Here is a 22,470-nt window from a genome sequence, read left to right on the forward strand (position 1 = left end):
ACTTGTTGGGTTTGGCCTCTATGCTATGGGTAGGATGCTCGTCAAGAGTGTCGCGGTTCGGCGGCACCCGACGAGGAAGGAGAGCGCAACCATGTCTGATGCCCGAGTTGGGGCGCGCCGCCTCGCGCTGCTGATCGCAAGCGCCGCCGCGTCGATCGGAGCCGCACCCGCGCCCGAGCCGGCCACGTACCGCAACCCGATCCTGTTCGCCGACTATTCGGACCCCGATGCGATCCGCGTCGGCAAGGAGTATTACCTGGTCGCGTCGAGCTTCCACTTCTCCCCCGGGCTGCCGGTGCTGCACTCGCGCGATCTGGTCCATTGGTCGATCATCGGCCATGTTTTGCCCACGTTGCCGTTCGCGCCCGAATACGACATGCCAGGCCCGCACACGCTGACCGACGCCACATCGAAGCCGGTCGGCGGCACACGCTATGCCGGCGGCGTATGGGCGCCGGCGATCCGTTTCCATGCCGGCAAATTCTACGTCTATTGGCCAACGCCGCAGGAAGGTATCTTCATGGCCACCGCGACCAACCCGGCCGGGCCGTGGAGCAAACCGGTGGCGGTGATCGCGCAGGCCAAGCTGGAAGACCCATGCCCGTTCTGGGACGACGACGGCAGCGCCTGGCTGGTCCACAGCCGCACCGGCGCCGGTCCGCTCATCCTGCACCGCATGAGCGCGGACGGTACGCGTGTGCTCGATCCCGGCACAGTCATCGCCGAGGACAAGGTGCGGTTGCCGACGTTGGAAGGCCCCAAGCTCTACAAGCGCAACGGCTGGTACTACATCTTCGCGCCGTTCGGCGGCGTGTCGACCGGCGCGCAGGCGGTCGGGCGCGCGCGCGACATCCGCGGGCCGTACGAATGGCGGACCGTCCTCAAGGCCGGCACCAGCGGGGTGCAGGGGCCGCATCAGGGCGCGTGGGTCGAGACGCCGTCCGGGCAGGGGTGGTTCATCCACTTCAACTCGACGGGTGCGTTCGGCCGGATCGACTATCTCGAACCGCTTCGCTGGGTGGACGACTGGCCGGTGATCGGCACCCCCATTCCGGGCGACGCGGATGCGGGCCAGCCGGTCGCGAGCGCGCCGATGCCCGATACGGGGACCCCTCCCACGCACGACCGGCTGCAAGCCTCGGACGATTTCGCGTCGGCGAAGCTCGGCGTGCAATGGGAGTGGAACCACAACCCGGACGATCGCGCGTGGAGCCTCACCGCGCGCCCCGGCTGGCTGAGACTCACCGCGCTGCCGGCCGAGCACCTCGTCACCGCGCGCAATACGCTGACCCAGATCCTGCAAGGTCCGTCGAGCCGCATCACCACCCGCATCGACGTCACGCGGATGGCCGATGGCGAGCGCGCCGGACTGTCGCTGTTCGGCGTCGGCCCGAGCTGGATCGGGGTGGTGCAGACCGGTGCCGCGCGCCGCATCACGCTCGCCTCCAAGGGGATCGAAACGGCAGGGTCACCGCTCGCCGCCAAGCTGCTGTCGCTGCGCGCCGAGGTGGGGGCGGAGCAGACCGTGCGCTACAGCTACAGCCTCGACGGCAAGCGCTTCACACGCTTCGGCGATGCGATCCCGCTCGCCGAATTCTCGTGGTGGAAGGGTTCGCGCCCGGCGTTGTTCACCTTCAACACGCGCGGCGCGGGTGGCAGCATCGATGTCGATTCCTTCCGGGTGGAGCAGCCATGATCGTCGGTCGTCGCCCCTTTCTCGCCGGTGCCGCCGCAGCGATCGCCATGCCCGCAATCGCGCGCGCGGCACCCGCCGCGCCCGCCGCGCCCGCCGCGCCGCAGTTCACCACCGCCGACGCGCGTTGGCAAAGCGCCTATGACAAGGCGCTCGCGGTGCTTGCCGGCAATGTGCGTGTGTTGCCCTACATTCCCGATCCGGTGCTGATCGAAGGGTCGGTCTATCAGGGCATCTGGCAGGAATGCGGCCCGCACGAAGCCTTGGTTTACCGGCACTGGCGGCCCGACGTAGCGCGTGCCAGCCACCTGACCTTCTTCGCGCTGCAACGCGCCGACGGCCAGTTGCCGGCCAACAACAAGCTGACCGAAACCGGCTTCGGCCAGATCCAGATGGTCGTGCCGATCGCCGCCACCGCCTGGGAGCTTGCGCGCGCGACCGGCGACGCCGAGCTGCTCGACAGCGCCTATCGCGCCTGTTCGGCCTGGGACGGCTGGCTGATGCGCTATCGCAACACGCGCGGCACCGGCTTGATCGAGGGGTTCTGCACCTACGATACCGGCCACGACAACAGCCCGCGCTGGGCGGGCGTGCCAAACCAGTGTCCGAACAAGGATGCCAGACGCTATCCGCCCGGGGTGGGGCTGCCGCGGCTGTGCCCAGACCTGTCGGCGACGGTCCATGGCGGCAGGCGCGCGCTCGCCGGGATGGCGCGCGCGCTCGGCCATACTGCCGAGGCGGACCGCTGGGACGAAGCCGCCGAGACGATCCGCCACCTGATCGTCACGCGGCTCTACGCGGCGGAGGACGCCGCTTTCTACGACCGCGACGCCGCCGACCGGTTCGTGCGGGTGCGTGGCGACATCCTCACGCGCATCGCCGGCGAACACGTCGTGGATCAGCCGATGTTCGATGCGATGTGGCAGCGCCAGCTTGGCAACCCTAAGGCGTTCTGGGCGCCGTTTCCCTTCCCCTCGATCGCGCTCGACGATGCCGGCTTCGTGCGTCCGATCCCGCGCAACAGTTGGGGTGGTGCGGCGCAGGCGCTCACCGCGCTGCGCACTGGGCGGTGGATGGACCGGTATCGTCGCTCCGCCGAACACGGCGTGCTGATGAGCCGCTGGTGCGAGGCGATCCAGCGCGATCCGAGCTTCCGCCAGCAGATCGACCCGATCACCGGCGTATTCACGCAGGAAGATGCGCCAAACTATTCGCCGGCGGCGCTGGTGATGGTCGATTTCACGTGGCGGCTGGTCGGCGTGCGGCAGGAGGGCGACGAGTTGCACTGGAACTGTCGCGCTGCGCATCCGGCGGCACGCGGCGCGCGCGCCGTGCTGCGCACGGACGCGGGGCGGGTGGCGATGCTTGCGTATGACGGCGGCGGCGCGACCCTTACGCTCGACGGCGCGACGATCGCGCGGGTCGCGGGCGGGCATGTGCGGCTGGTGACGGACAGCGCGGGCCGGCCGCTGCGCATGACCGGTATCGAGGCGGAGACGCAGCACCCCCGCGTGCAGCTCGGCGATCGGTCGCCGCGTCGCTTCACCGTCGCCGCCAACACCGATGTGGCGGTGCGCGGCTGACCGCTCACGCGCGTGGCGGCGCGCTCGATTCGCTGCGGATCAGCGGCAGGTCGGCACGATCGACCTCGGCGATCGGCTGACCGGCCAGCGCGTCGAGCAGGTGCCGCGTCGCCTGCCGCGCCATCTCGTCGAACGGGCGCAGCACCGTCGTCAGCGCCGGCGTCAGCATCTGCGCGAGGACGCTGCCGTCGAACCCGACCACGCTCAGGTCCGCCGGCACGGCGATGCCGCGCGCGGCGGCGACCTTCAGCACAGCCGCCGCCATGATATCGTTCGCCGCGAAGATCGCGGTGGGCGGATCGGGCCGGTCAAGAAACGCCGTCGCCGCCGCCAGCCCCGATGCGAAGCCATAGTCGCCCTCCGCCTCGGCCTGCAGCGTCATGCCGGCCTCGTCGAGCGCGTCGAGAAAGCCGCCACGCCGTTCGCGGGCGGAGATCATCGTCTGCGGGCCTGTCACCATCGCGATCCGGCGATGGCCAAGGCCGACCAGATAGGCCCCGACCCGCGCGGCGGCGCGCCGCTCTTCGGAGAGGATGACCGAAAGATAGCCTCTCACCGGTGTCGAGGACAGCGCCACCGCCGCCACCCCTTCCTTCGCGAGCGCATCGGCGAGGCCCGGAATGCCGGAGACCGGGGGCAGCACCACCAGCCCGTCCACCCGGGACCGGTGGACGAACGCAAGCACGTCCTTGATGGCGAGCGTCTCGTCGGCGGGGACCGGATGCATGATGAGTTCGTAGCCGCCCGGTGCGGCCTCCCCGACGATGCCGCGCTGCACCGCTTCCAGCACCAGCGCGTTGCGATCGTTGTGGACCATGCCGATCAGGAAGGATCGCCCCATCGCCAACGCCCGCGCGCGGGGGCTCGGGCGGAAGTTGAGCCGCGCGATCGCAGCCTCGATCTTCTGGCGTGTGGCGGCGTTGACGTTGGTCGACCGGTTGAGCACGCGCGAAACCGTACGGATCGAAACCCCCGCCGCGGTCGCGACGTCGGTGATGGTCGGTTCGGTGCCCGCGTGTCGCTCGGTTGGCAAACTCATCGTCCCCGCGTGTCGTCTCGTTCCGCACTACGCGCGGTGCCACGCTTTCGAAAGGCCTTTCGCCTCCGCCAGGCCCCAGGATCGGCTATCCGCGTCGCGCGAGCATCGCGAGCGATCCGTTCGCTATCCCGCGATGCGCGCCGCGACAGCCTCCGCCACCTTGATGCCGTCGATCGCCGCCGAGAGGATGCCGCCGGCATAGCCCGCACCTTCACCGGCCGGGTAAAGGTGCGCGGTGTTGATGCTCTGGAAATCCTTGCCGCGCGTGATGCGGATGGGGGAGGAGGTGCGCGTCTCCACGCCGGTCATCACCGCATCGGGATCGTCGTAGCGCGCGATCTGACGGCCGAACACGGGCAGCGCCTCGCGCATTGCCTCGATCGCATAGTCGGGCAGGCAGGCGGCGAGGTCGGTCGGGGTTACGCCCGGCTGGTAGGAGGGCGTCACCGTGCCGAGCGCTGTCGAGGGCCGTGCAGCAAGGAAATCGCCGACGCGCTGGCCCGGCGCGTGGTAGGACGATCCGCCCGCCACAAACGCGAGCGACTCCCAGTGCCGCTGGAAGGCGATGCCGGCGAGCGGACCGCCCGGATAGTCGCGCGGGTCGATCGCGACGACGAGGCCGGAATTGGCGTTGAACTCGGCGCGTGAATATTGGCTCATGCCGTTGGTGACGACGCGGCCTTCTTCGGAGGTCGCCGCGACCACGCGCCCGCCCGGGCACATGCAGAAGCTGTACACCGTGCGTCCGTTCGAACAATGGTGCGACAGGCTGTAGGCGGCCGCACCGAGATCGGGGTGGCCCGCGCATGCGCCGAACCGCGCGCGGTCGATCCAGCTTTGCGGATGCTCGATCCGCACGCCAATCGAGAACGGCTTGGCCTCGATATGCACGCCGCTTGCGTGGAGCATCTCGAACGTCGGCCGCGCGCTGTGGCCGACCGCGAGCACGACATGGTCGGTGTCGATAACGCTGCCGTCGTGGAGGTGGACGCCTCGTACGCGCTGATGCCCCTCGGCGGTGCGTTCAAGCTCCAGCCCGTCGACGCGGGTCTGCCAGCGATATTCGCCGCCCAGCGCCTCGATGCTGCGGCGCATGCTCTCCACCATCGTGACGAGGCGGAAGGTGCCGATATGCGGGTGCGCTTCCCACAGGATATCGTCGGGCGCGCCCGCCTTCACGAACTCCTCGAGCACCTTGCGACCGAGGAAACGCGGATCCTTCACCCGGCAATAGAGCTTGCCGTCGGAGAAGGTGCCGGCGCCGCCCTCGCCGAACTGGACGTTCGAATCGGGGTCGAGCTGCCCGCGCCGCCACAGGCCCCAGGTGTCCTTGGTCCGCTCGCGCACGGGCTTGCCGCGATCGAGGATGATCGGGCGGAACCCCATCTGCGCGAGGATTAACCCGGCGAACAGCCCGCACGGCCCCGCGCCGATCACCACCGGCCGCTTGCCAGACCAACCCGCTGGCGCGGTGACGGGCGGGCGGTAGGTCATGTCGGGAGTGGGGCGCACGTCCTTGTCGCCGGCCAGCCGTGCCAGCACGGCGGCTTCCTCGGCGAGATCGACGTCGAAGGTATAGACGAGCTGCACCGCATTCCTGCGGCGGGCATCGTTGCCGCGCCGGTACAGCGTGAAGCCGCGCAGATCCTCCGCAGCGATGCCGAGCCGCGCGCAGATCGCGGGCGCGATCGCTTGCGGATCATGGTCGAGCGGGAGGTACAGGCCGGAAAGACGCAACATCGCCGCGCCTCTACAGCGTCCCGCGCCGCGCGCCAAATCGTCATGGCGACGCGGCGGCGGACCGCCCCGGCCACTCACCGCCCGCGTCATGTCATTGACCGCACGCGATGGTCTTGCGACACGACATGTTCAGGTTTTTCCGCCTAGAATGAACATGTCGCTGAAGGACACCCGAGGACCATCGATGCGCGTAGCCCTGTTTTCCCGACTGCTTCTCTCCGGTATCGCTGCAAGCCTCCTCGTTCCCGCGCCGGCGGCGGCAAGCTCGCCCGGCCTGGTCGGGCTCGAACGCGAACTGAGCATGCTGGTGGCGGGGCGCTCGGGTGAGTATGGCATCGCCGCGCTCGATCTGCGCGACGGCTCGGTCGTCGCTGTAAACGGCGACACACCGTTCCCGATGGCGAGCACGGTCAAGGTCGCCATCGCGGCCGCCTATCTCGCCGAGGTCGATCAGGGCCGGCGCAGCCTTGGCGACATGATCCTCGGTCGATCGGCCGCGAAGGTCATGGAGCTGATGCTCGTGCGGAGCGACAACAATGCGGCCGACCAGATGCTTGCCGCGGTCGGCGGCCCCGTCGCGGTCCAGCAGTGGCTGTCGTTGCACGGCATGACCGGCATCCGGGTGGACCGGACCATCGCCCAGTTGCTGCGCGAGCGCGGCCATCTTGCCGACAGCCGCGACGTCGCCACGCCCAACGCGATGGTCACGCTGTTGTACAAGCTGAACAGCGGCACCGTCCTCAGCGCGCAGAGCCGCGCTGTCCTGTTCGACCTGATGCGACGCTGCGAGACGGGCTCGCGCCGGATCCGCGCGCTGCTGCCGATCGGTACGCTTGTGGAGGACAAGACCGGGACGCTCGACGGTGTCACCAACGATGTCGGGTTCATCACCATGCCCGACGGCCACCGTGTCGCGCTCGCGGTGTTCGCGCGCGGGGGACGCGATCGCCAGCCCGGCATCGCCGAGGTCTCGCGCGCGATCTACGACGGCTTTGCGGACAGCGCCCGCAGCGCGCTCGCCTTCTTCATGCGGATGCGCTGATCCGGCCTCAGCGTTCCCCGAACAGGTCGCGCTGCGCCTTCTCCAGTTCCTCCGCATAGCGCCGCCGCACATAGGTTTCGGACAATACGCCCAGCACCGTGCGGTCCGCCGCGAGCACCGCGAGTTCGTCCGCGCCGCTCGCGTCGAAGGCGGTCATCACCTGCTTGATGTCCATGTCGGGCTTGATCGCGGCATCGGTGTTGACCGCCACGCAGGCGACGCAGGCGGCGGGATCGAGCGTCTCGGCATAGGCGTCGCTGGTGCGCACGATGCCGGCGTAATGCGCGTTGGTGTCGATCAGCACCACCTTGCTTGCCGAGCCTAGCGGGAAGCGACGGCGGAACTCGGCGATGGTGGTGGCGGTCGGCGTCTCGCGCGTTTCGCCGCGCATCATGCGACCGGCGGTGAGCGTCTTGACCCAGCCGACGTCGCGCGCGCTCTTGATCGTCTCGCCGCGCAGGTGGAGCCGCCACGTCGAGAAGGAATAACCGAACAGTTCGCGCACGATGGTGGAGGAGACGAGGCTGGCGGCGATCGCCGCGCCGGTCAGCCCGAAATCGTGAGTCGCCTCCAGCACCAGCATCGCCATCGTCATCGGTCCGCCGATCACCGCCACGCCCAGCGCCGCCATGCCGACGATCGCGGCGTTATGCGGATCGACGATGGTGAAGCCCGCCACCATCGTCAGCGCATTGGCGAACAGCGTGCCTGCCAGCGTGCCGAGGAACAGCGAGGCGAAGAACAGCCCGCCGCGGAACCCGAAGCCCAGCGAGATGATCGACGCGAGGCACTTGAGCACGAACACGGTCGCGATGAACTGGATCGAGACGCCCGCCACCAGATCGTTGTGGAGCGCGCCGTGGCCGGCCGACAGCACCTGCGGCGACACCATCGCGATCGGCACGAGCAGCGCACCGCCGATTGCGGGGCGCGCCCAGTCCGGGATGCGCACGCGCCGCACGCCCTGTTCGAGCAGCGCGACCGAGCGCATCAGCACGATGCCCAGCCCCGCGCACACCGCGCCAAGCGCGGCATACGCGAGGTAATGGTGCGTCTCGATCGCCACGCCCGACGCTGCCTCGACCACATAGGGTTGCGCGCCGAGCGTCTGCGAGACCAGCACCGCCGACAGCGCGGCGGCGGCGACCGGCGCGATCGCGGAAGGCGTATAGGCGCCGATCACGATCTCGAACGCGTAGAAGGCGCCCGCCAGCGGCGCGCCGAACGCGGCGGCGATGGCGGCGCCCGCGCCCGCGCCGACGAGGTTGCGCAGATCGGGCCGGCGCAGGTTGAGCAGCCCGCCGGTCAGCGAGGCCACCGCGCCGCCGAGTTGCGCATAGGCGGCCTCCAGCCCGACCGATGCGCCGAAGCCGTTGGAGAGGATCGTCTGCCCGGAGATGACGAGGCTGTCGGCGATGCCCATTCGCCCGCCGTGCAGCGCGTTCGCCTCGACCGTATCGACCAGCGCGCGCTTGCGGGCGCGGGTCGCGAGCGTGAAGGCGGCGAGCACCGCGCCGCCGATCGGCAGCACGATCAGCGCGGCGAGCGGCATGTTTTCCTGCGCGCTGAGCCGCTCGACGCCGGGCAATGCGAAGAACCAGTGCTGCATCGTCCGCGCGATCGCACCCTGGACGACGCTGAGCGCGCCCGCAGCACCGCCGATGCCGATCGCGAGCAGGATGAACGCCGCCTCGCTCGCGCGCAGCCGCCGCCGCAGCCAGTTGACCGGGCGGACGAGGCGGAGCCGCAGCGACATCAGCGTGCGGCGGCGACGACGCCGTCGACCGCGCGTCGCCAGCCCGCCAGCCGCGCCTCGCGGGCATCCGCCGCCATGTCCGGCGCGAACGCATCGACGCTGCCGCGCATGACGCTCGCCGCCTTGAGATCTGCGAACAGCCCGCAGCCGACCCCGGCGAGCATCGCCGCGCCGAGCGCGGTGGTCTCGGTGAGGGCAGGGCGCTCCACGCACACATCGACGATGTCGGCCATGTCCTGCGCGATCCAGGCGTTGGCGGCCATGCCACCGTCGAGGCGAAGCGTCTTCCACGGCGCGCCATCGGCGGCGAAGGCGGTCTTGAGGTCGTGGACCTGATGCGCCATCGCTTCGAGCGCGGCGCGCACGATGTGCGCGCGCGTCGTCGCGAAGCTGAGGCCTGACAGCGCCGCGCGCGCCTCCGGCTCCCACCACGGCGCGCCGAGACCGGAGAGCGCCGGCACGAGATATGCGCCGCCCGCGTCGGGCACACTGCGCGCCATCGCCTCGGTCTCCGCCGCCGTGCCGATCAGATGCCATTCGTCGCGCAGCCACTGGATCAGGCTGCCCGCGACGAAGATCGCGCCTTCCAGCGCATAGGCGCGCCGCCCGCCGATCTGCCACGCGACCGTCGAGAGCAGGCGGTGGCGCGATACCGGCGGGGTCGCGCCCGCATGGGTGAGGATGAACGCGCCGGTGCCGAGCGTCGCCTTGGTGTCGCCGCGTGCGAAGCAGGTCTGGCCGATCGACGCGGCCTGCTGATCCCCCGCCAGCCCGCAGATCGGGATCGACCCGCCGAGCAGCGTGGTGCGTCCGAACTCGCCCGTGCAATCGACGATGCGCGGCAAGGCGGCGCGGGGCGCGCCGAACAGCTCGACCAGACCATCGTCCCAGTGACCGCTGCCGATCGACATCAGCGCGGTGCGGCTGGCGTTGGTGGCGTCGGTGATATGTTCGCCGCCGGTCAGCTTCCACACCAGCCAGCTCTCGACCGTGCCGATCGCGAGCCGGTCGCCCGCTTGCGCAAGCTGCGGCCAGTTGCGCATCGCCCAGCCGATCTTCGAACCGGAGAAATAGGGATCGAGCAGAAGCCCGGAAATCGCCTGCACCCCCGGCTCATGCCCGGCGTCTTTCAGCGCGCGGCACTCGGCGGCTGTGCGCCGGTCCTGCCAGACGATCGCGGGGGCGAGCGGCACGCCGGTGGTCCGGTCCCAGAACACCAGGGTCTCGCGCTGGTTGGTGATGCCGATCGCGGCGATCCGATCCGCCCCGCCGACCCGCTCCACCACCGCACGGGCACAGGCGAGCGTCTTGTCCCAGATTTCGGCGGCGTCATGCTCGACCAGGCCGGGCGCGGGATAGTGCTGGCGCAGCTCGACCGATTCGCTCGCCGCGACGGTGCCGTCGGGCGCGAAGGCGATCGCGCGCGTGGATGTGGTGCCTTCATCGAGGACGAGGATCAAATCGGCCATTTCGTCCCGTAGCGCCGATTGCAAGCAGGGGGAATGCCGCTAGGGTTTCCGGGCGTCGGTACAGGAGGGTTGCGGGTGGACGAAACGGGCGGAGCTACGCGGAAGGCCGAGGTGCGTGTGCCGCCGCTGCCGGTTGGCGCTTTCCCGGCGATCCCGGCCGCCGCCGATCCCGACGAGATGATGCTGGTGCTGGCGATGCGGCGCGACCGCATCCTCGCCACGCTGACGCTGTTCGCGGGTATCGGTCTCGCCCTGTCGATGCCGTTCGCGCTGAAAGCGGGGGCGGAGTTCTTCCTGCCGACCACCGCCGCCCTGGTGATCGCGGTGGCGCTGGTGCCGGTGCTGGAGTGGCTGGAACGGCACCGCGTGCCTTCGGCGGTGGCGGCGCTGGCGTGCATCCTGCTGTTCCTCCTTGCCGCCAATATCGCCCTGGCGGCGATCGTGGTGCCGGCGGTCGAGTTCTTCCGCAAGCTGCCCGAGCGGATCGACCGCATCCAGATGAATATCGCCCCGCTGATCGACCTGTATTCGAGCCTGGAGAAATATCTCAACCGCGCGGTGCGGCATCTCGCGACGCCCGGGCCGGTCAAGGCGGCGCAGACCTCCGCCGTGGCGCCGCCCAGTTCGATCCTCGAACTCGCCGCCACCACCGCGCCGACGGCGATCGTGCAAGTGTTCTTCGGCATCCTCGTGATCTACTTCTTCCTCGCCGGCTGGACGCGGCTGCGGCGGCGCACCATCACCAGCCGCACCAGCTTCGGCGGCGCGATGGCGACCGCGCGCGTGATCCAGCACGTCGTCGACGATACCGCCGCCTATCTCGGCACGATCACGGTCATCAACCTCATGCTCGGTCTGGTCGTGTCGGGCGTGCTCTACGTGATGGGCATGCCTTACCCGTTGATGTGGGGCGGCATCGTCGCCTTGCTTAATTATGTGCCGTATTTCGGGCCGATCGCGGCGGCGCTGCTGCTGGCGCTGGGCGGGCTGATGACGTTCCGCGATCTGTGGGCGGCGCTGTTCCCCGGCATCCTGATGCTGTGCTGCCATCTGGTCGAGGCGAATGCGATCACGCCGCTGATCGTCGGGCGGCGGCTGACGATCAACCCGATCCTGATCCTCATCTCGATCAGCTTCTGGAGCTGGGTGTGGGGCACGCCGGGCGCGCTGCTGGCGGTGCCGCTGCTCATCATCCTGCAAACCGTGCTGGGCGCGATCGGCAAGCCGGACATCGCCGGTTTCCTGTTCGAACACGGCGCGATGGCGGGTGCGCCGGCACCCAAAAACGAGGGTTGAGAAGAAAGTTTTGGAAAGTCGTTGACAGGCTCGAACCCCCGGCCTAGTTGGCGCGCCTCACGCTTTCCAAGCGGGTGTAGCTCAGTTGGTTAGAGCGCCGGCCTGTCACGCCGGAGGTCGCGGGTTCGAGCCCCGTCACTCGCGCCATCCCCTTGATTTAACAGGGGATGGCGATGCAGCGGTTCTTCATCGAAACATCGTCGCACGGTCGCCGCGAGCGAACGCGAAGGGCAGGGTCAGGCCGCGGGTCTGGTACGCTCGGCGCGACGGCTGGACGGACGCGCCGCTACCGCCATCGGCCGGTCTCCATCCAGCCCAGCAGCGGCTTGAGCGGCGCGATCCATACGATTCCGGTCACGAGGTAGAACCCAAGCTGCAACAGCGGGTGCCACCGCCCCACGACGCCCGAGAGGCTCGTCACCAGCACCACCCACACCGCGATCAGCCCGAGGATGGCGAACATGCCGAACGGTTTGCGCCAGCTTGGAGTCATGGTGTGATCCATTCCGTTTCGGTGGCGATCGCGTGGAGCGGCATGTCCCAAGGGTCGAGGGCAAGCGAATCGACCTGCTGCACGCTCCACGCCACGCCGATTCGCACCGCGTTCGGAAATTCCGCGAACGCGCGGTCGTAATAGCCGGCCCCCTGTCCGAGCCGGTTGAGCGCCGCATCGAACGCGACCAGCGGCGTCAGCACCAGATCGGGGGCGAGGGCGGGCGCGGCGTGGTGCGGCTGGTGCAGCCCGAACGGACCGGGGATGAGATCATCCTCGGCATCCCATGCGAGGAACCGCATCGGCTCGGTGCGGCGGGTGACGTGCGGCAGCACGATCGCGCAGCCGCGCTCCACGGCGGCGCGCGCGAGCCACATCGGGTCGGCCTCGCTGCCGACGGGTATGTAGGAGGCGACGGTGGCGGCATGGCCGAGCAGCGCGGTGAATGCCTCGTTCGCCCGGATCGGCGGCGGCGAGGCCGCGAAGAAGGCGTCGCGCGCGGCGCGCATGCGGGCGCGGAGGGCGCCTTTGTCGAGCATCACGCGCAAACCGGACGGGGGGTGGCGGGACCGCCGTGGCCGTTTGCCTGAATATCCTCTGACGCCGTAAGCATCAGGTGGGGATCATGTACGACAGGCCAGGGCCAGCGCAGGGACAACCCCCTAGGAAGTTTAATCGCCTCAGGGATAATCGATAAGGCTCGTACCGGGCAGTGCCCGCCACCAGCCAATCTAGGCGTGGACGGGCAGATTCTCAAGGGCATCGGCAAGCTCCTCCAGCCATTCGGCGACCTGGTCGAGCGGACCCGCTTCCGCTGGCGCGATCGGTGCCGCCGGCACCGCGGCCGGGCGGCGCCCGGCCTCGTCGAGCGAATCGGCCAGCATCAGCGCGACGAACAGCATCGTGCGCTCTCCGCTCAGCCCGCCGGAGGCGCGGCTCGCGTCGTTCCAGCGCGCGTCGAGCATGGCGCCAAGCTCAAGCAGCCGCGCCTCCTCGCCGGCGCGGCAGGCGACGACGTGGCTGCGGCCACCGATGACGAGCGAAACCTCCGCCATCAATCGCCCTCGTGCGGGACGGGGCCGTCGCCGCCGGTGCCTTCGTCGTCGCCGCCAGCTCCGTCGTCGCCATCGTCGTCGGTGCTATCGCCGTCGGTGCTGTCCTGCCCGGCGATCACCGCGTCGAGATCGCGGATCGCATCCTCGATCCGCGCGCGCAGCACCTCGTGGCGCTCGGCGAGCGCGGCGCTTGCGCGTTCGCGGTTCAGAACCGCGGCTTCGATGCGGACGATGGCGCGTTCGATGCGGTCGATCGCGGCAGGGGACGTTTCATCTGCCATGGCGCGGCGATAGCATGGATGTGCTGTCCGACAATATTTGATTTGACTCGCGCCGGTTGACGCCAGCCTCCGCCCACCGCAAAGACCGCCGCGAAACACGGGAATCGGGCGCGACAGCCTGCTGCATTGGCAGGACGCCTCCGCCTCCCTGGCGACGAGGAGCGCTTGCTATGACGGTTAAGGTTGCGATCAACGGTTTCGGGCGGATCGGCCGCCTCGTGGCACGCGCGCTGATGGAACGTGCCGACACCGGTCTCGAACTGGTCGCGATCAACGATCTCGCCGACGCCAAGTCGAACGCGTGGCTGTTCAGCCGCGACAGCGTCCACGGCAAATATCCCGGCACGGTCGAGGCGCAGGGCAACGACATCGTCATCGACGGCAAGCACATCCGCGTCACCGCCGAGCGTGATCCCGTCAACCTGCCGCACGCCGAGCTGGGCGTCGACATCGTGCTCGAATGCACCGGCTTCTTCACCGATCGCACGAGCTGCCAGAAGCATCTCGACGCGGGCGCGAAGAAGGTGCTGATCTCGGCGCCGGGCAAGAACGTCGATCTGACCGTCGTGTTCGGCGTCAACGCCGACAAGCTGACCGCCGAGCACACGATCGTTTCGAACGCATCGTGCACCACCAACTGCCTCGCGCCGGTCGCCAAGGTGCTGAACGACACGGTCGGCATCGAGCGCGGACTGATGACCACGGTGCACGCCTACACCAACGACCAGAAGATCCTCGACCAGATCCACCCCGATCTGCGCCGCGCCCGCGCCGCCGCCATGTCGATGATCCCCACCACCACCGGTGCTGCGCGCGCGGTGGGCGAGGTGCTGCCCGAGCTGAAGGGCAAGCTCGACGGTTCGGCGATCCGCGTACCCACGCCCGACGGCAGCCTGATCGACCTGACCTTCACCCCCAAGCGCGACACCAGCGTCGAGGAGATCAACCAGATCCTCAAGACCGCCTCGGAAAGCGGTCCGCTCGCCGGCATCCTTGCCTTCTCGGACGAGCCGCTGGTGTCGATCGACATTGTTCACACGCCCTATTCCTCGACCATCGACAGCCTCGAAACCGCTGTGCTCGACGGCAAGCTGGTGCGCGTGGTGAGCTGGTACGACAACGAATGGGGCTTCTCCAACCGCATGATCGACACTGCGGGCGCGATGGCGAAGTTCATCTGATGACGCGCGTCGCCCCGGCCGTCGTCGGGGCGACCGGCGTGCTTGCCGGCATCGCGCGCCACGGCTTTCCCAAGGCACCGATGGAGCCGATCGAGGAGGCGGTCGTGACGCTCGAAGGCGGCATCGCTGGCGATTTTCGCGGCGCGATGAAAGGCAAGCCGTACAAGCGGCAGGTCACGCTGATCGAACGCGGCGACTGGGCGGCGGCGATGGCCGAGGTCGGGCATAGTTTCGATTGGATCGAGCGGCGTTCGAACCTGCTGGTCGACGGCCTCGATCTCCCGCAGGTGCCGGGCGTGCGCTTGCGGATCGGCGCGGACGTGCTGCTGGAAATCACACGCGAGACCGATCCGTGCGAGCGGATGGAAGCGCTCGCCGAAGGGTTGAAGGCGGCGCTGCTGCCCGATTGGCGCGGCGGCGTCTGCGCCCGCGTCGTGGCGGGCGGCAGGATCAGGATAGGCGACACAATCGAGGTGGTGCGATAATGGCTCGGAACTTCAAGACGCTCGACGATATGGGCGATGTCGCCGGCAAGCGCGTGCTGGTCCGCGAGGATCTCAACGTGCCGATGGCGGACGGCGCCGTCACCGACGATACCCGGCTGCGCGCCACCGTTGCGACGGTCGGCGAACTGGCTGACAAGCAAGCGATCGTCCTCGTTCTCGCCCACTTTGGTCGTCCCAAGGGGCAGCGCAACCCGGACATGTCGCTGGCGATGGTGGTGAAGCCCTATTCGCAGGTGCTCGGCCGCCCGGTGCGCTTCATCGATTGGGACGGCGCGGAAGACGCGGTCGCCACGCTCCAGCCGGGCGACATTGCGGTGATCGAGAACACGCGCTTCTTCGCGGGCGAGGAGAAGAACGACGCCGAGACAGTCGCGATGATGGCGAAGCTCGGCGACCTCTACGTCAACGATGCCTTCTCCGCCGCGCACCGCGCCCATGCCTCGACCGAGGGGCTCGCGCATGCGCTGCCAGCCTTTGCCGGGCGGGCGATGGAGGCGGAACTCGATGCGCTCGACAAGGCGCTCGGTACGCCTGAGCATCCGGTCGCGGCCGTGGTCGGTGGCGCGAAGGTGTCGTCCAAGCTCGACGTGCTCAAGCATCTCGTCACTCAGGTCGATCACCTCATCATCGGCGGCGGCATGGCCAACACCTTCCTCGCCGCGCGGGGCGTGGATGTCGGCAAGTCGCTGTGCGAGCATGATCTGGTCGGCACTGCCGAGGAGATTTTCAGCACCGCCGAGGGGGCGAACTGCACGATCCACCTGCCGTATGATGTGGTCGTCTCAAAGGAGTTCGCACCCAACCCGCCGAGCTTACGCACCTGCAACGTCCATGAGGTCGCCGCCGATGAGATGATCCTCGACGTCGGCCCCTCGGCGGTCGAGGCGCTCGCCGACGTACTCAAGACCTGCAAGACCCTGGTGTGGAACGGCCCGCTTGGCGCATTCGAGACGACGCCGTTCGATGCCGCCACGGTCGCGCTCGCCAGGACGGCGGCGGCGCTGACGGTGGGCGGCTCGCTCGTGTCGGTGGCGGGCGGCGGCGATACCGTCGCCGCGCTCAATCAGGCGGGCGCGGGCGACGATTTCACCTTCGTCTCGACCGCCGGTGGCGCGTTCCTCGAATGGATGGAAGGGAAGGAACTGCCCGGCGTCGCCGCACTGGCACGCTGATAGCGATACCATCGTCATCGCCACGAAAACGGCGGAAATCCGCGTGTCGGCGATTGTCCGGACGCGTCCGCCAAGCTACGTTGCGCCGCAACACGAACAGGGAATGGAGCCAGCATGAACACCGCCGAGATGACCGCCAAGATCGCCGCCGGCCAGGGCTTCATCGCCGCGCTCGACCAGAGTGGCGGCTCCACGCCCAAGGCGCTCGCCGGCTATGGCATCGCGGAGGGGTCGTATTCGGGCGATGAGGAGATGTACGCGCTGATCCACGACATGCGCAGCCGCATCATCACCGCACCGAGCTTCACCGGCGACAAGGTGATCGGCGCGATCCTGTTCGAGCGGACGATGGACGGGCAGGTCGACGGCAAGACTGCCCCGGCCGCGCTGATCGCACGCGGCGTGGTGCCCTTCATCAAGATCGACAAGGGCCTCGAGGCGGAGGCGAACGGCGTGCAGCTGATGAAGCCGATGCCCGATCTCGATGCGCTGCTCGCCCGGTCCAAGGCACTCGGCGTGTTCGGCACCAAGGAGCGCTCGGTGGTCAACCTCGCCAACCGCGAGGGCATCGCCGCGATCGTCAAGCAGCAGTTCGAGATCGGCCAGCAGGTGATCGCGGGCGGGCTGATGCCGATCCTGGAGCCCGAGCTCAACATCAAGAGCCCGGAGCGTGGGCGAGCCGAGGTGATCCTCGTCGACGAATTGCTCAAGGCGCTCGACGCGATGCCGGGCGACGACAAAGTTATGCTCAAGCTGTCGTTGCCCGAAAAGGCGGGGCTGTACGACGCGCTGGTCGATCATCCGCGCGTGCTGCGCGTCGTCGCGCTGTCGGGCGGCTATTCGCGCAGCGAAGCCTGTGCGGAACTCGCCAAGAATCGCGGCATGATCGCCAGCTTCAGCCGTGCGTTGCTGTCCGACCTGCGCCACCAGATGAGCGACGACGCGTTCGATGCGGCGCTCGCCTCGGCGATCGACGAGATCTATCAGGCGTCGGTGGACAAGGTCGCGCAGCCGGTGGCGGCGTAAGGACCAAATCGTCACCCCAGCGAAAGCTGGGGTCTTCGTGGGACGGGCGTTTCGTGTCCACACAGGCAGACCCCAGCGTGCGCTGGGGTGACGGGTTTGCGAGGTGCGCCGGGAACGCGCTTGGCCCGGTCCGGCGCGCACGCTAGAGAATGCCGATATCTGACGGAGAACGGCAATGACGACCCTGCTCGATACCCCGGTCAAGGCGATCGATGGTCGCCACACCAGCCTTGCCGAATATGCCGGCGACGTGCTGCTCGTCGTCAACGTCGCCTCGAAATGCGGTCTGACCCCGCAATATGAGGCGCTGGAGGGGCTGTACCGGCAGTATCGCGAGCGTGGTTTCAAGGTGCTGGGCTTTCCGGCCAATGATTTCGGCGGGCAGGAGCCCGGTGGCGATGCGGAGATCGCGGATTTCTGCAAGACCAGCTACGACGTCGATTTTCCGATGTTCTCCAAGGTGGTCGTCACCGGCCCGGGCAAGCATCCGCTCTACGCGGCGCTGATCGCCGGCCAGCCGAGTGCGACGGGCGATGACGGCAGCTTCCGCGACCGGCTGCGCGGCTATGGCATGCAGCCGACCGAGGCGCCCGAGCTGCTGTGGAATTTCGAGAAGTTCCTCCTCGCGCGCGACGGCAGCGTCGCGGGCCGGTTCGCGCCTTCTGTCACGCCGGACGATCCCGCGCTCGTCGCCGCGATTGAGGCGGAGCTCGCGAAGTAGCGCGCACGCGCGAACCGCGCTAGGGCGACCGCATGACAGAAGACGATCCGCTCGGCCCGCTCGACCCCGACTTCGCGCGGCAGTTCCGCCGCGACGACCGCCGGCCGCCCTGCCAGCTTTACCTGATCTCGCCGCTCGACGTGACCGGCGGCTTCGCGGATCGATTGGCGCGCGCGCTCGACTCCGGGCCGGTCGCGGCGTTCCAGTTCCGCGTCAAGGACATCGACCAGCACGAAGCGGCGCGGCTCGCCGAGCCGCTGTTGCGGATTTGCGCGGATCGCGAGGTCGCCTTCATCGTCAACGACAGCATCGCGCTCGCCAAGCGGATCGGTGCGGATGGCGTGCATCTGGGGCAGGAGGACGGCGATGCGGAGGAGGCGCGCCGCGTGCTCGGGCCGGGCGTGCAGATCGGCGTGACGTGTCACGACAGCCGCCACCTCGCGATGGAAGCGGGCGAGGCGGGGGCCGATTACGTCGCGTTCGGCGCCTTCTACCCGACCACCACGAAGGCGGTGAAGCATCATGCCGACCCGGTGCTGCTGAGCTGGTGGGCGACGATGTTCGAGCTGCCGTGTGTCGCGATCGGCGGCATCACGCCCGCCAATGCCGCGCCGCTGGTTGCGGCGGGCGCCGATTTCCTCGCGGTGTCGGGCGCGGTGTGGAACGGTGACGAGGCGACAGGCGTGAAGGCGTTCGCGTCGGTCCTCGGCTGAACGCACGACCCGCTTCAGTCGAGGTACACCGCGTCCTGCGCGTCGTGGCGGCGGCTCTCCTGGATATTGACCTTGATCTGACCGCCGCCATGGCTGCGCCGATATTCGGCGGCGGCGTCCAGCGCGTCGCGAAGCGTATCGTAGATCCGCCCGCGTACCGCCACCGCGCCATCCGCGCGGATCTTGACCCAGGACCAGCGGAATGCCGCGCGTGGCGTGGCAGAAGCAAGCGAGTCGAGCGCGAAAACCACCTCGTACCTGCTCTCGCCCTCTTCCATGTCATCGAAACGTCATCCTTGGCCGGACAGTTCCGTTTGTGGGCCGCAGTGCATGACTTCGATCAACGACCGTTGCGGGGCGGAAACAAGCGCGGAGTTCATCGTTGATGGCATGAAGGCTATTCAGGATGCTGAGATGACGAGAGAAACGAAGCTGCTTGCCGCCTGTCTGGCGCTTGCCTCGGTCGGTCCGGTGGCGGCCTCCGCCGCCGCGCCAAGCGCTCCCGTCGCGGTCGACCAGAAGGTCCTCCACGTACAGGTCATCCTCGATCATCTCGGCTTTTCGCCGGGTGTGCTCGACGGCAAGACCGGCATGTCGCTGACAGCGGCGCTGAAGGGCTTTCAGGAATCGCGTGGGCTCACGGTGAACGGCACGCTCGACAAGCCGACCGTCGCGGCGCTCCAGCACTATCAGAACATCACCGCGACGCAGAGCGTGACGCTCACGCGCGAGATCCTGTCCGGGCCGTTCACCAACCCGCTCCCCAAGAAGCCCGCCTTGCAGGCGAAGCTGCCTCAACTCGGCTATCGCAACGCGATGGAGAAGATGGGGGAGATGTTCCACACCACGCCCGCCGTGCTGGTCGCGCTCAACAGCGGCGACACCAAGCTCGCACCCGGTGTGAAGATCACCGTGCCCAACGCGCTCGCCACCGCGCGAAACTACGATGCGAAGCTGCCCGAGAAATGGCGCCAGACGCTGAGCGACCTCAACGTGGATTCACAACAGCCGCAGGGCGCGAAGGTGGTGGTCGACAAGTCGGACTCGGTGCTGCGCGTGCTCGACGCGAACGGTAAGCTGATCGCGCAATTCCAAGCCACGATGGGCAGCACGCACGATCCATTGCCGATCGGTACGTGGAAGATCCTCGGACCGTCATACAATCCGCCGTTCCACTACAACCCCAAGCTGTTCTGGGATGCCAAGAAGGGCGAGAAGGCCGCCACCCTGCCGCCGGGGCCGAACGGACCGGTGGGCGTGATCTGGCTCGATCTGTCCAAGGAGCATTACGGCATCCACGGCACGCCCGAGCCGTCGACGATCGGTCGCACCGAGAGCCACGGCTGCATCCGCCTCGCCAACTGGAATGCGGCGCGTCTGTCGCTGATGATCAAGCCCGGTACGCCGGCCATCTTCCAGGAATAAGATGCGGACGCTGTGGCTGGCCGTAATCCTGTTGGTGGCGCTGGTGGCGGCGGGGTGGCTGGCGCTGCTCAACCTGCCCGACGCGCCGCACCGGCCCGCGGCGACGCCGGGTCCGGCGACGGTCGAGGTCGTGTCGGAAGCGTCGCCGCCCGCGCGCGGACTGCTTGCGGTGCCGGTCGCCGGCGTGCGGCGGGAGGCGATTGCCGATAGCTGGGGCGACCCGCGTGAAGGCGGCGTGCGCGGGCATCACGGCACCGACATCATGGCGGCGGCGGGAACCCTCGTCACCGCCGCGGCCCCCGGCACAGTCGAGAAACTGTTCGACAGCAAGGCGGGCGGCACCACCATCTACGTGCGCTCGCCGGCGCGCGGCTGGACATATTATTACGCGCACCTGTCGGGCTACGCGGCGGGGCTGCACGAGGGGCAGGCGGTGCGCACCGGCGATCCGCTCGGCTATGTCGGCGATACCGGCGATGCGGGGGCTGGCAACTACCATCTCCATTTCGGGCTCACGCGCACCACACCGCAGCAGCATTGGTACGAGGGCACGGATATCGACCCGTTTCCCTATCTCACCGGGCGGCGGGTTGCCGGATCGACACCTTAGAGCTAAAGGCCGCAGCCTTCGCTCTTTCCACAGGTACATCGCATGAAGATCAGCGGCGTGGACATTCGTCCCGGCAATATCATCGAATATGAAGGCGGCATCTGGAAAGCCGTCAAGATTCAGCACACCCAGCCCGGCAAGGGCGGCGCGTATATGCAGGTCGAGATGAAGAACCTCATCGACGGCCGCAAGAACAACGTCCGCTTCCGCTCGGCGGAAACGGTGGAGCGCATCCGGCTCGACACCAAGGACTTCCAGTTCCTGTTCCGCGACGGCGACGCGCTGACCTTCATGGACAAGGACAATTACGAGCAGATCACGCTCGACGCCGGCATCCTCGGCGATGCGGCGGCTTTCCTTCAGGACGGCATGGACGTGGTGATGGAACTGTACGACGAACGCCCGATCTCGGTTGAGCTGCCCGCGCAGATCGAAGCGACCATCGTCGAGGCCGACGCCGTGGTGAAGGGGCAGACCGCCTCGTCCAGCTACAAGCCCGCCGTGCTCGACAACGGCGTGCGCGTGATGGTGCCGCCGCACATCGGCGCGGGCACGCGGATCGTCGTCGACGTTTACGAGCAGACGTATGTGAAGCGAGCAGATTGAGTCGGATAGCGTAGCTATCCGCCAAGCTGCCGCTCGGCCGGCGAACGCAGTTCGGCCGACGACGCGGGCTTTGCCCGCGTCGCGTTGTTAAAGGAACCACCATGCCATCCCATTCCGGCCTCCTCACCGTCATGGACCGCGCCGCACGCAAGGCCGCGCCGCGGCTGCGTCGTGACTTCAACGAGGTCCAGCACCTCCAGGTCAGCCGCAAGGGGCCGGCCGATTTCGTTTCGATGGCGGATCAGCGCGCCGAGCAGACGATCTACGAGGAGTTGAGCAAGGCGCGCCCCGACTGGGGTTTCCTGATGGAGGAGCGCGGCGAGATCGCGGGCGATCCGTCCAAGCCGCGCTTCATCGTCGATCCGCTCGACGGCACCACAAACTTCCTCCACGGCATTCCGCACTTCTCGATCTCGATCGCGGTCGAGGAGCCGCTCGCCAACGGCAAGCGCGAGGTGACGTCGGGGATCGTCTATCAGCCGCTCACCGACGAGAGTTTCTGGGCGGAGAAGGGGCGCGGCGCCTGGGTGCAGGAACAGCGGCTGCGCGTGTCGGCGCGGCGTGATCTTGCCGACTCGGTGATCGCGACGGGCATCCCGTTCCTCGGCCACGGCGATTTCGTCCAGTGGAGCCGTATCTTCGGTGCGGTCGCGCCCGAAGTTGCGGGGATCCGCCGGCTCGGTTCGGCCGCGCTCGATCTTGCCTGGGTCGCGGCCGGGCGGTTCGATGGATATTGGGAGTCGAGCCTCAAACCGTGGGACGTCGCGGCCGGGCTGCTGCTCGTCAAGGAAGCGGGCGGTTTCGTCAGCGATTTTCGCGGTGGCGACAAGATGATGGAGCGCAACGAGTTCCTCGCCGCCAACGATGCGCTCCAGTCGCGCCTCCACAAGCTGATCGCCGGCGCCTTGCGCTGATCCGCGCGGGCGATCGCTCTCGCTGGAAATCGGGTCCGCCTCAGCCGAACGGCCGGGGCGGACCTTGCTGTTTTTACGCGAAAAGTGGCTGATTTCCGTTAAGTTGCGATTCATTCTCAGGCGCTCGACCCTTGCCCGGCGCGGACCAT

Annotated in this window: 23 protein-coding genes and 1 tRNA gene; 15 read left to right on the plus strand and 9 right to left on the minus strand. The window is 68.3% G+C overall.

From position 1 onward, the window contains the following. Window positions 1-91: 91 nt before the first annotated feature. The gene (locus tag AC3ANX_RS04215; RefSeq protein WP_488335783.1) at window positions 92-1,696 is read left to right on the plus strand and encodes a glycoside hydrolase family 43 protein; all 1,605 of its coding nucleotides are present in this window, start codon (window positions 92-94) and stop codon (window positions 1,694-1,696) included. After that, a complete protein-coding gene (locus AC3ANX_RS04220) occupies window positions 1,693-3,276 on the plus strand; it encodes an MGH1-like glycoside hydrolase domain-containing protein (protein ID WP_488335784.1) in 1,584 nt (527 codons plus the stop codon). Before AC3ANX_RS04215 ends, AC3ANX_RS04220 begins: the two co-directional genes overlap by 4 nt. Window positions 3,277-3,280: 4 nt before the next feature. Here AC3ANX_RS04220 and AC3ANX_RS04225 read toward each other — a convergent pair whose 3' ends face one another. Then, the gene (locus AC3ANX_RS04225) at window positions 3,281-4,315 is read right to left on the minus strand and encodes a LacI family DNA-binding transcriptional regulator (protein WP_488335785.1); all 1,035 of its coding nucleotides are present in this window, start codon (window positions 4,313-4,315) and stop codon (window positions 3,281-3,283) included. Window positions 4,316-4,438: 123 nt separating this feature from the next. Then, window positions 4,439-6,055 carry an NAD(P)/FAD-dependent oxidoreductase gene (locus tag AC3ANX_RS04230; RefSeq protein WP_488335786.1) on the minus strand — a complete coding sequence of 539 codons (1,617 nt, stop codon included), beginning with the start codon at window positions 6,053-6,055 and terminating at the stop codon, window positions 4,439-4,441. A gap of 184 nt (window positions 6,056-6,239) precedes the next feature. Here AC3ANX_RS04230 and AC3ANX_RS04235 point away from each other — a divergent pair, with 184 nt between their 5' ends. Next, a complete protein-coding gene (locus tag AC3ANX_RS04235) occupies window positions 6,240-7,097 on the plus strand; it encodes a serine hydrolase (RefSeq protein ID WP_488335787.1) in 858 nt (285 codons plus the stop codon). 7 nt (window positions 7,098-7,104) lie between these two features. Here the strand turns inward: AC3ANX_RS04235 and AC3ANX_RS04240 are convergent, their stop codons facing one another. Then, a complete protein-coding gene (locus tag AC3ANX_RS04240) occupies window positions 7,105-8,853 on the minus strand; it encodes a chloride channel protein (protein ID WP_488335788.1) in 1,749 nt (582 codons plus the stop codon). Then, window positions 8,853-10,322: an FGGY family carbohydrate kinase gene (locus tag AC3ANX_RS04245; RefSeq protein ID WP_488335789.1), complete on the minus strand. Its 1,470-nt coding sequence runs from the start codon at window positions 10,320-10,322 to the stop codon at window positions 8,853-8,855. The genes AC3ANX_RS04240 and AC3ANX_RS04245 overlap by 1 nt, the downstream gene beginning before the upstream one ends. A 177-nt stretch (window positions 10,323-10,499) precedes the next feature. On the opposite strand from AC3ANX_RS04245, the gene AC3ANX_RS04250 reads away from it, so the two are divergent. Both AC3ANX_RS04250 and AC3ANX_RS04255 read left to right on the plus strand, forming a co-directional pair. After that, window positions 10,500-11,618: an AI-2E family transporter gene (locus AC3ANX_RS04250; protein ID WP_488336878.1), complete on the plus strand. Its 1,119-nt coding sequence runs from the start codon at window positions 10,500-10,502 to the stop codon at window positions 11,616-11,618. A gap of 70 nt (window positions 11,619-11,688) precedes the next feature. After that, window positions 11,689-11,765: transfer RNA gene (locus AC3ANX_RS04255), tRNA-Asp, on the plus strand. A 139-nt stretch (window positions 11,766-11,904) separates the two neighbouring features. Here AC3ANX_RS04255 and AC3ANX_RS04260 read toward each other — a convergent pair. From AC3ANX_RS04260 to AC3ANX_RS04275, 4 genes are all read right to left on the minus strand, one after another. Then, complete coding sequence (locus tag AC3ANX_RS04260; protein ID WP_488335790.1) at window positions 11,905-12,111, minus strand: DUF2842 domain-containing protein; 207 nt, start codon at window positions 12,109-12,111, stop codon at window positions 11,905-11,907. Continuing rightward, window positions 12,108-12,650 (minus strand): 5-formyltetrahydrofolate cyclo-ligase, encoded by a 543-nt coding sequence (locus AC3ANX_RS04265; RefSeq protein ID WP_488335791.1) that lies wholly within the window; start codon window positions 12,648-12,650, stop codon window positions 12,108-12,110. Before AC3ANX_RS04265 ends, AC3ANX_RS04260 begins: the two co-directional genes overlap by 4 nt. A 192-nt stretch (window positions 12,651-12,842) precedes the next feature. Beyond that, window positions 12,843-13,166 (minus strand): cell division protein ZapA, encoded by a 324-nt coding sequence (locus AC3ANX_RS04270; protein ID WP_488335792.1) that lies wholly within the window; start codon window positions 13,164-13,166, stop codon window positions 12,843-12,845. After that, window positions 13,166-13,447: a hypothetical protein gene (locus tag AC3ANX_RS04275; protein WP_488335793.1), complete on the minus strand. Its 282-nt coding sequence runs from the start codon at window positions 13,445-13,447 to the stop codon at window positions 13,166-13,168. Before AC3ANX_RS04275 ends, AC3ANX_RS04270 begins: the two co-directional genes overlap by 1 nt. A 170-nt stretch (window positions 13,448-13,617) precedes the next feature. Here AC3ANX_RS04275 and gap point away from each other — a divergent pair, with 170 nt between their 5' ends. From gap to thiE, 6 genes are all read left to right on the plus strand, one after another. Continuing rightward, the gene (gene gap, locus AC3ANX_RS04280) at window positions 13,618-14,628 is read left to right on the plus strand and encodes a type I glyceraldehyde-3-phosphate dehydrogenase (RefSeq protein WP_488335794.1); all 1,011 of its coding nucleotides are present in this window, start codon (window positions 13,618-13,620) and stop codon (window positions 14,626-14,628) included. Continuing rightward, window positions 14,628-15,113, plus strand: a complete 486-nt coding sequence (locus AC3ANX_RS04285) for an MOSC domain-containing protein (RefSeq protein ID WP_488335795.1) — start codon at window positions 14,628-14,630, stop codon at window positions 15,111-15,113. The genes gap and AC3ANX_RS04285 overlap by 1 nt, the downstream gene beginning before the upstream one ends. After that, window positions 15,113-16,306, plus strand: a complete 1,194-nt coding sequence (locus tag AC3ANX_RS04290) for a phosphoglycerate kinase (RefSeq protein WP_488335796.1) — start codon at window positions 15,113-15,115, stop codon at window positions 16,304-16,306. Before AC3ANX_RS04285 ends, AC3ANX_RS04290 begins: the two co-directional genes overlap by 1 nt. A gap of 114 nt (window positions 16,307-16,420) precedes the next feature. Next, on the plus strand, window positions 16,421-17,332 hold the full coding sequence (locus AC3ANX_RS04295; RefSeq protein ID WP_488335797.1) for a fructose bisphosphate aldolase: 912 nt from the start codon (window positions 16,421-16,423) through the stop codon (window positions 17,330-17,332). 175 nt (window positions 17,333-17,507) lie between these two features. Then, the gene (locus AC3ANX_RS04300) at window positions 17,508-18,053 is read left to right on the plus strand and encodes a glutathione peroxidase (protein WP_488335798.1); all 546 of its coding nucleotides are present in this window, start codon (window positions 17,508-17,510) and stop codon (window positions 18,051-18,053) included. A 32-nt stretch (window positions 18,054-18,085) separates the two neighbouring features. After that, window positions 18,086-18,766, plus strand: a complete 681-nt coding sequence (gene thiE, locus AC3ANX_RS04305) for a thiamine phosphate synthase (protein WP_488335799.1) — start codon at window positions 18,086-18,088, stop codon at window positions 18,764-18,766. 14 nt (window positions 18,767-18,780) lie between these two features. Here the strand turns inward: thiE and AC3ANX_RS04310 are convergent, their stop codons facing one another. Beyond that, window positions 18,781-19,017, minus strand: coding sequence for a hypothetical protein (locus AC3ANX_RS04310; RefSeq protein ID WP_488335800.1), 237 nt, complete (start codon window positions 19,015-19,017; stop codon window positions 18,781-18,783). A 163-nt stretch (window positions 19,018-19,180) separates the two neighbouring features. Here AC3ANX_RS04310 and AC3ANX_RS04315 point away from each other — a divergent pair, with 163 nt between their 5' ends. From AC3ANX_RS04315 to AC3ANX_RS04330, 4 genes are all read left to right on the plus strand, one after another. Continuing rightward, window positions 19,181-20,191 (plus strand): L,D-transpeptidase family protein, encoded by a 1,011-nt coding sequence (locus AC3ANX_RS04315; protein WP_488335801.1) that lies wholly within the window; start codon window positions 19,181-19,183, stop codon window positions 20,189-20,191. 1 nt (window position 20,192) lies between these two features. Next, entirely contained in the window at window positions 20,193-20,801 is a 609-nt protein-coding gene (locus tag AC3ANX_RS04320) for a M23 family metallopeptidase (RefSeq protein WP_488335802.1), read from the plus strand. Between the two features lie 42 nt (window positions 20,802-20,843). Continuing rightward, on the plus strand, window positions 20,844-21,407 hold the full coding sequence (gene efp, locus AC3ANX_RS04325; protein ID WP_488335803.1) for an elongation factor P: 564 nt from the start codon (window positions 20,844-20,846) through the stop codon (window positions 21,405-21,407). Window positions 21,408-21,508: 101 nt separating this feature from the next. Then, window positions 21,509-22,321: an inositol monophosphatase family protein gene (locus AC3ANX_RS04330; RefSeq protein ID WP_488335804.1), complete on the plus strand. Its 813-nt coding sequence runs from the start codon at window positions 21,509-21,511 to the stop codon at window positions 22,319-22,321. Window positions 22,322-22,470 lie beyond the last annotated feature (149 nt).

It is taken from the genome of Sphingomonas sp. BRN-1R, from assembly GCF_057748035.1.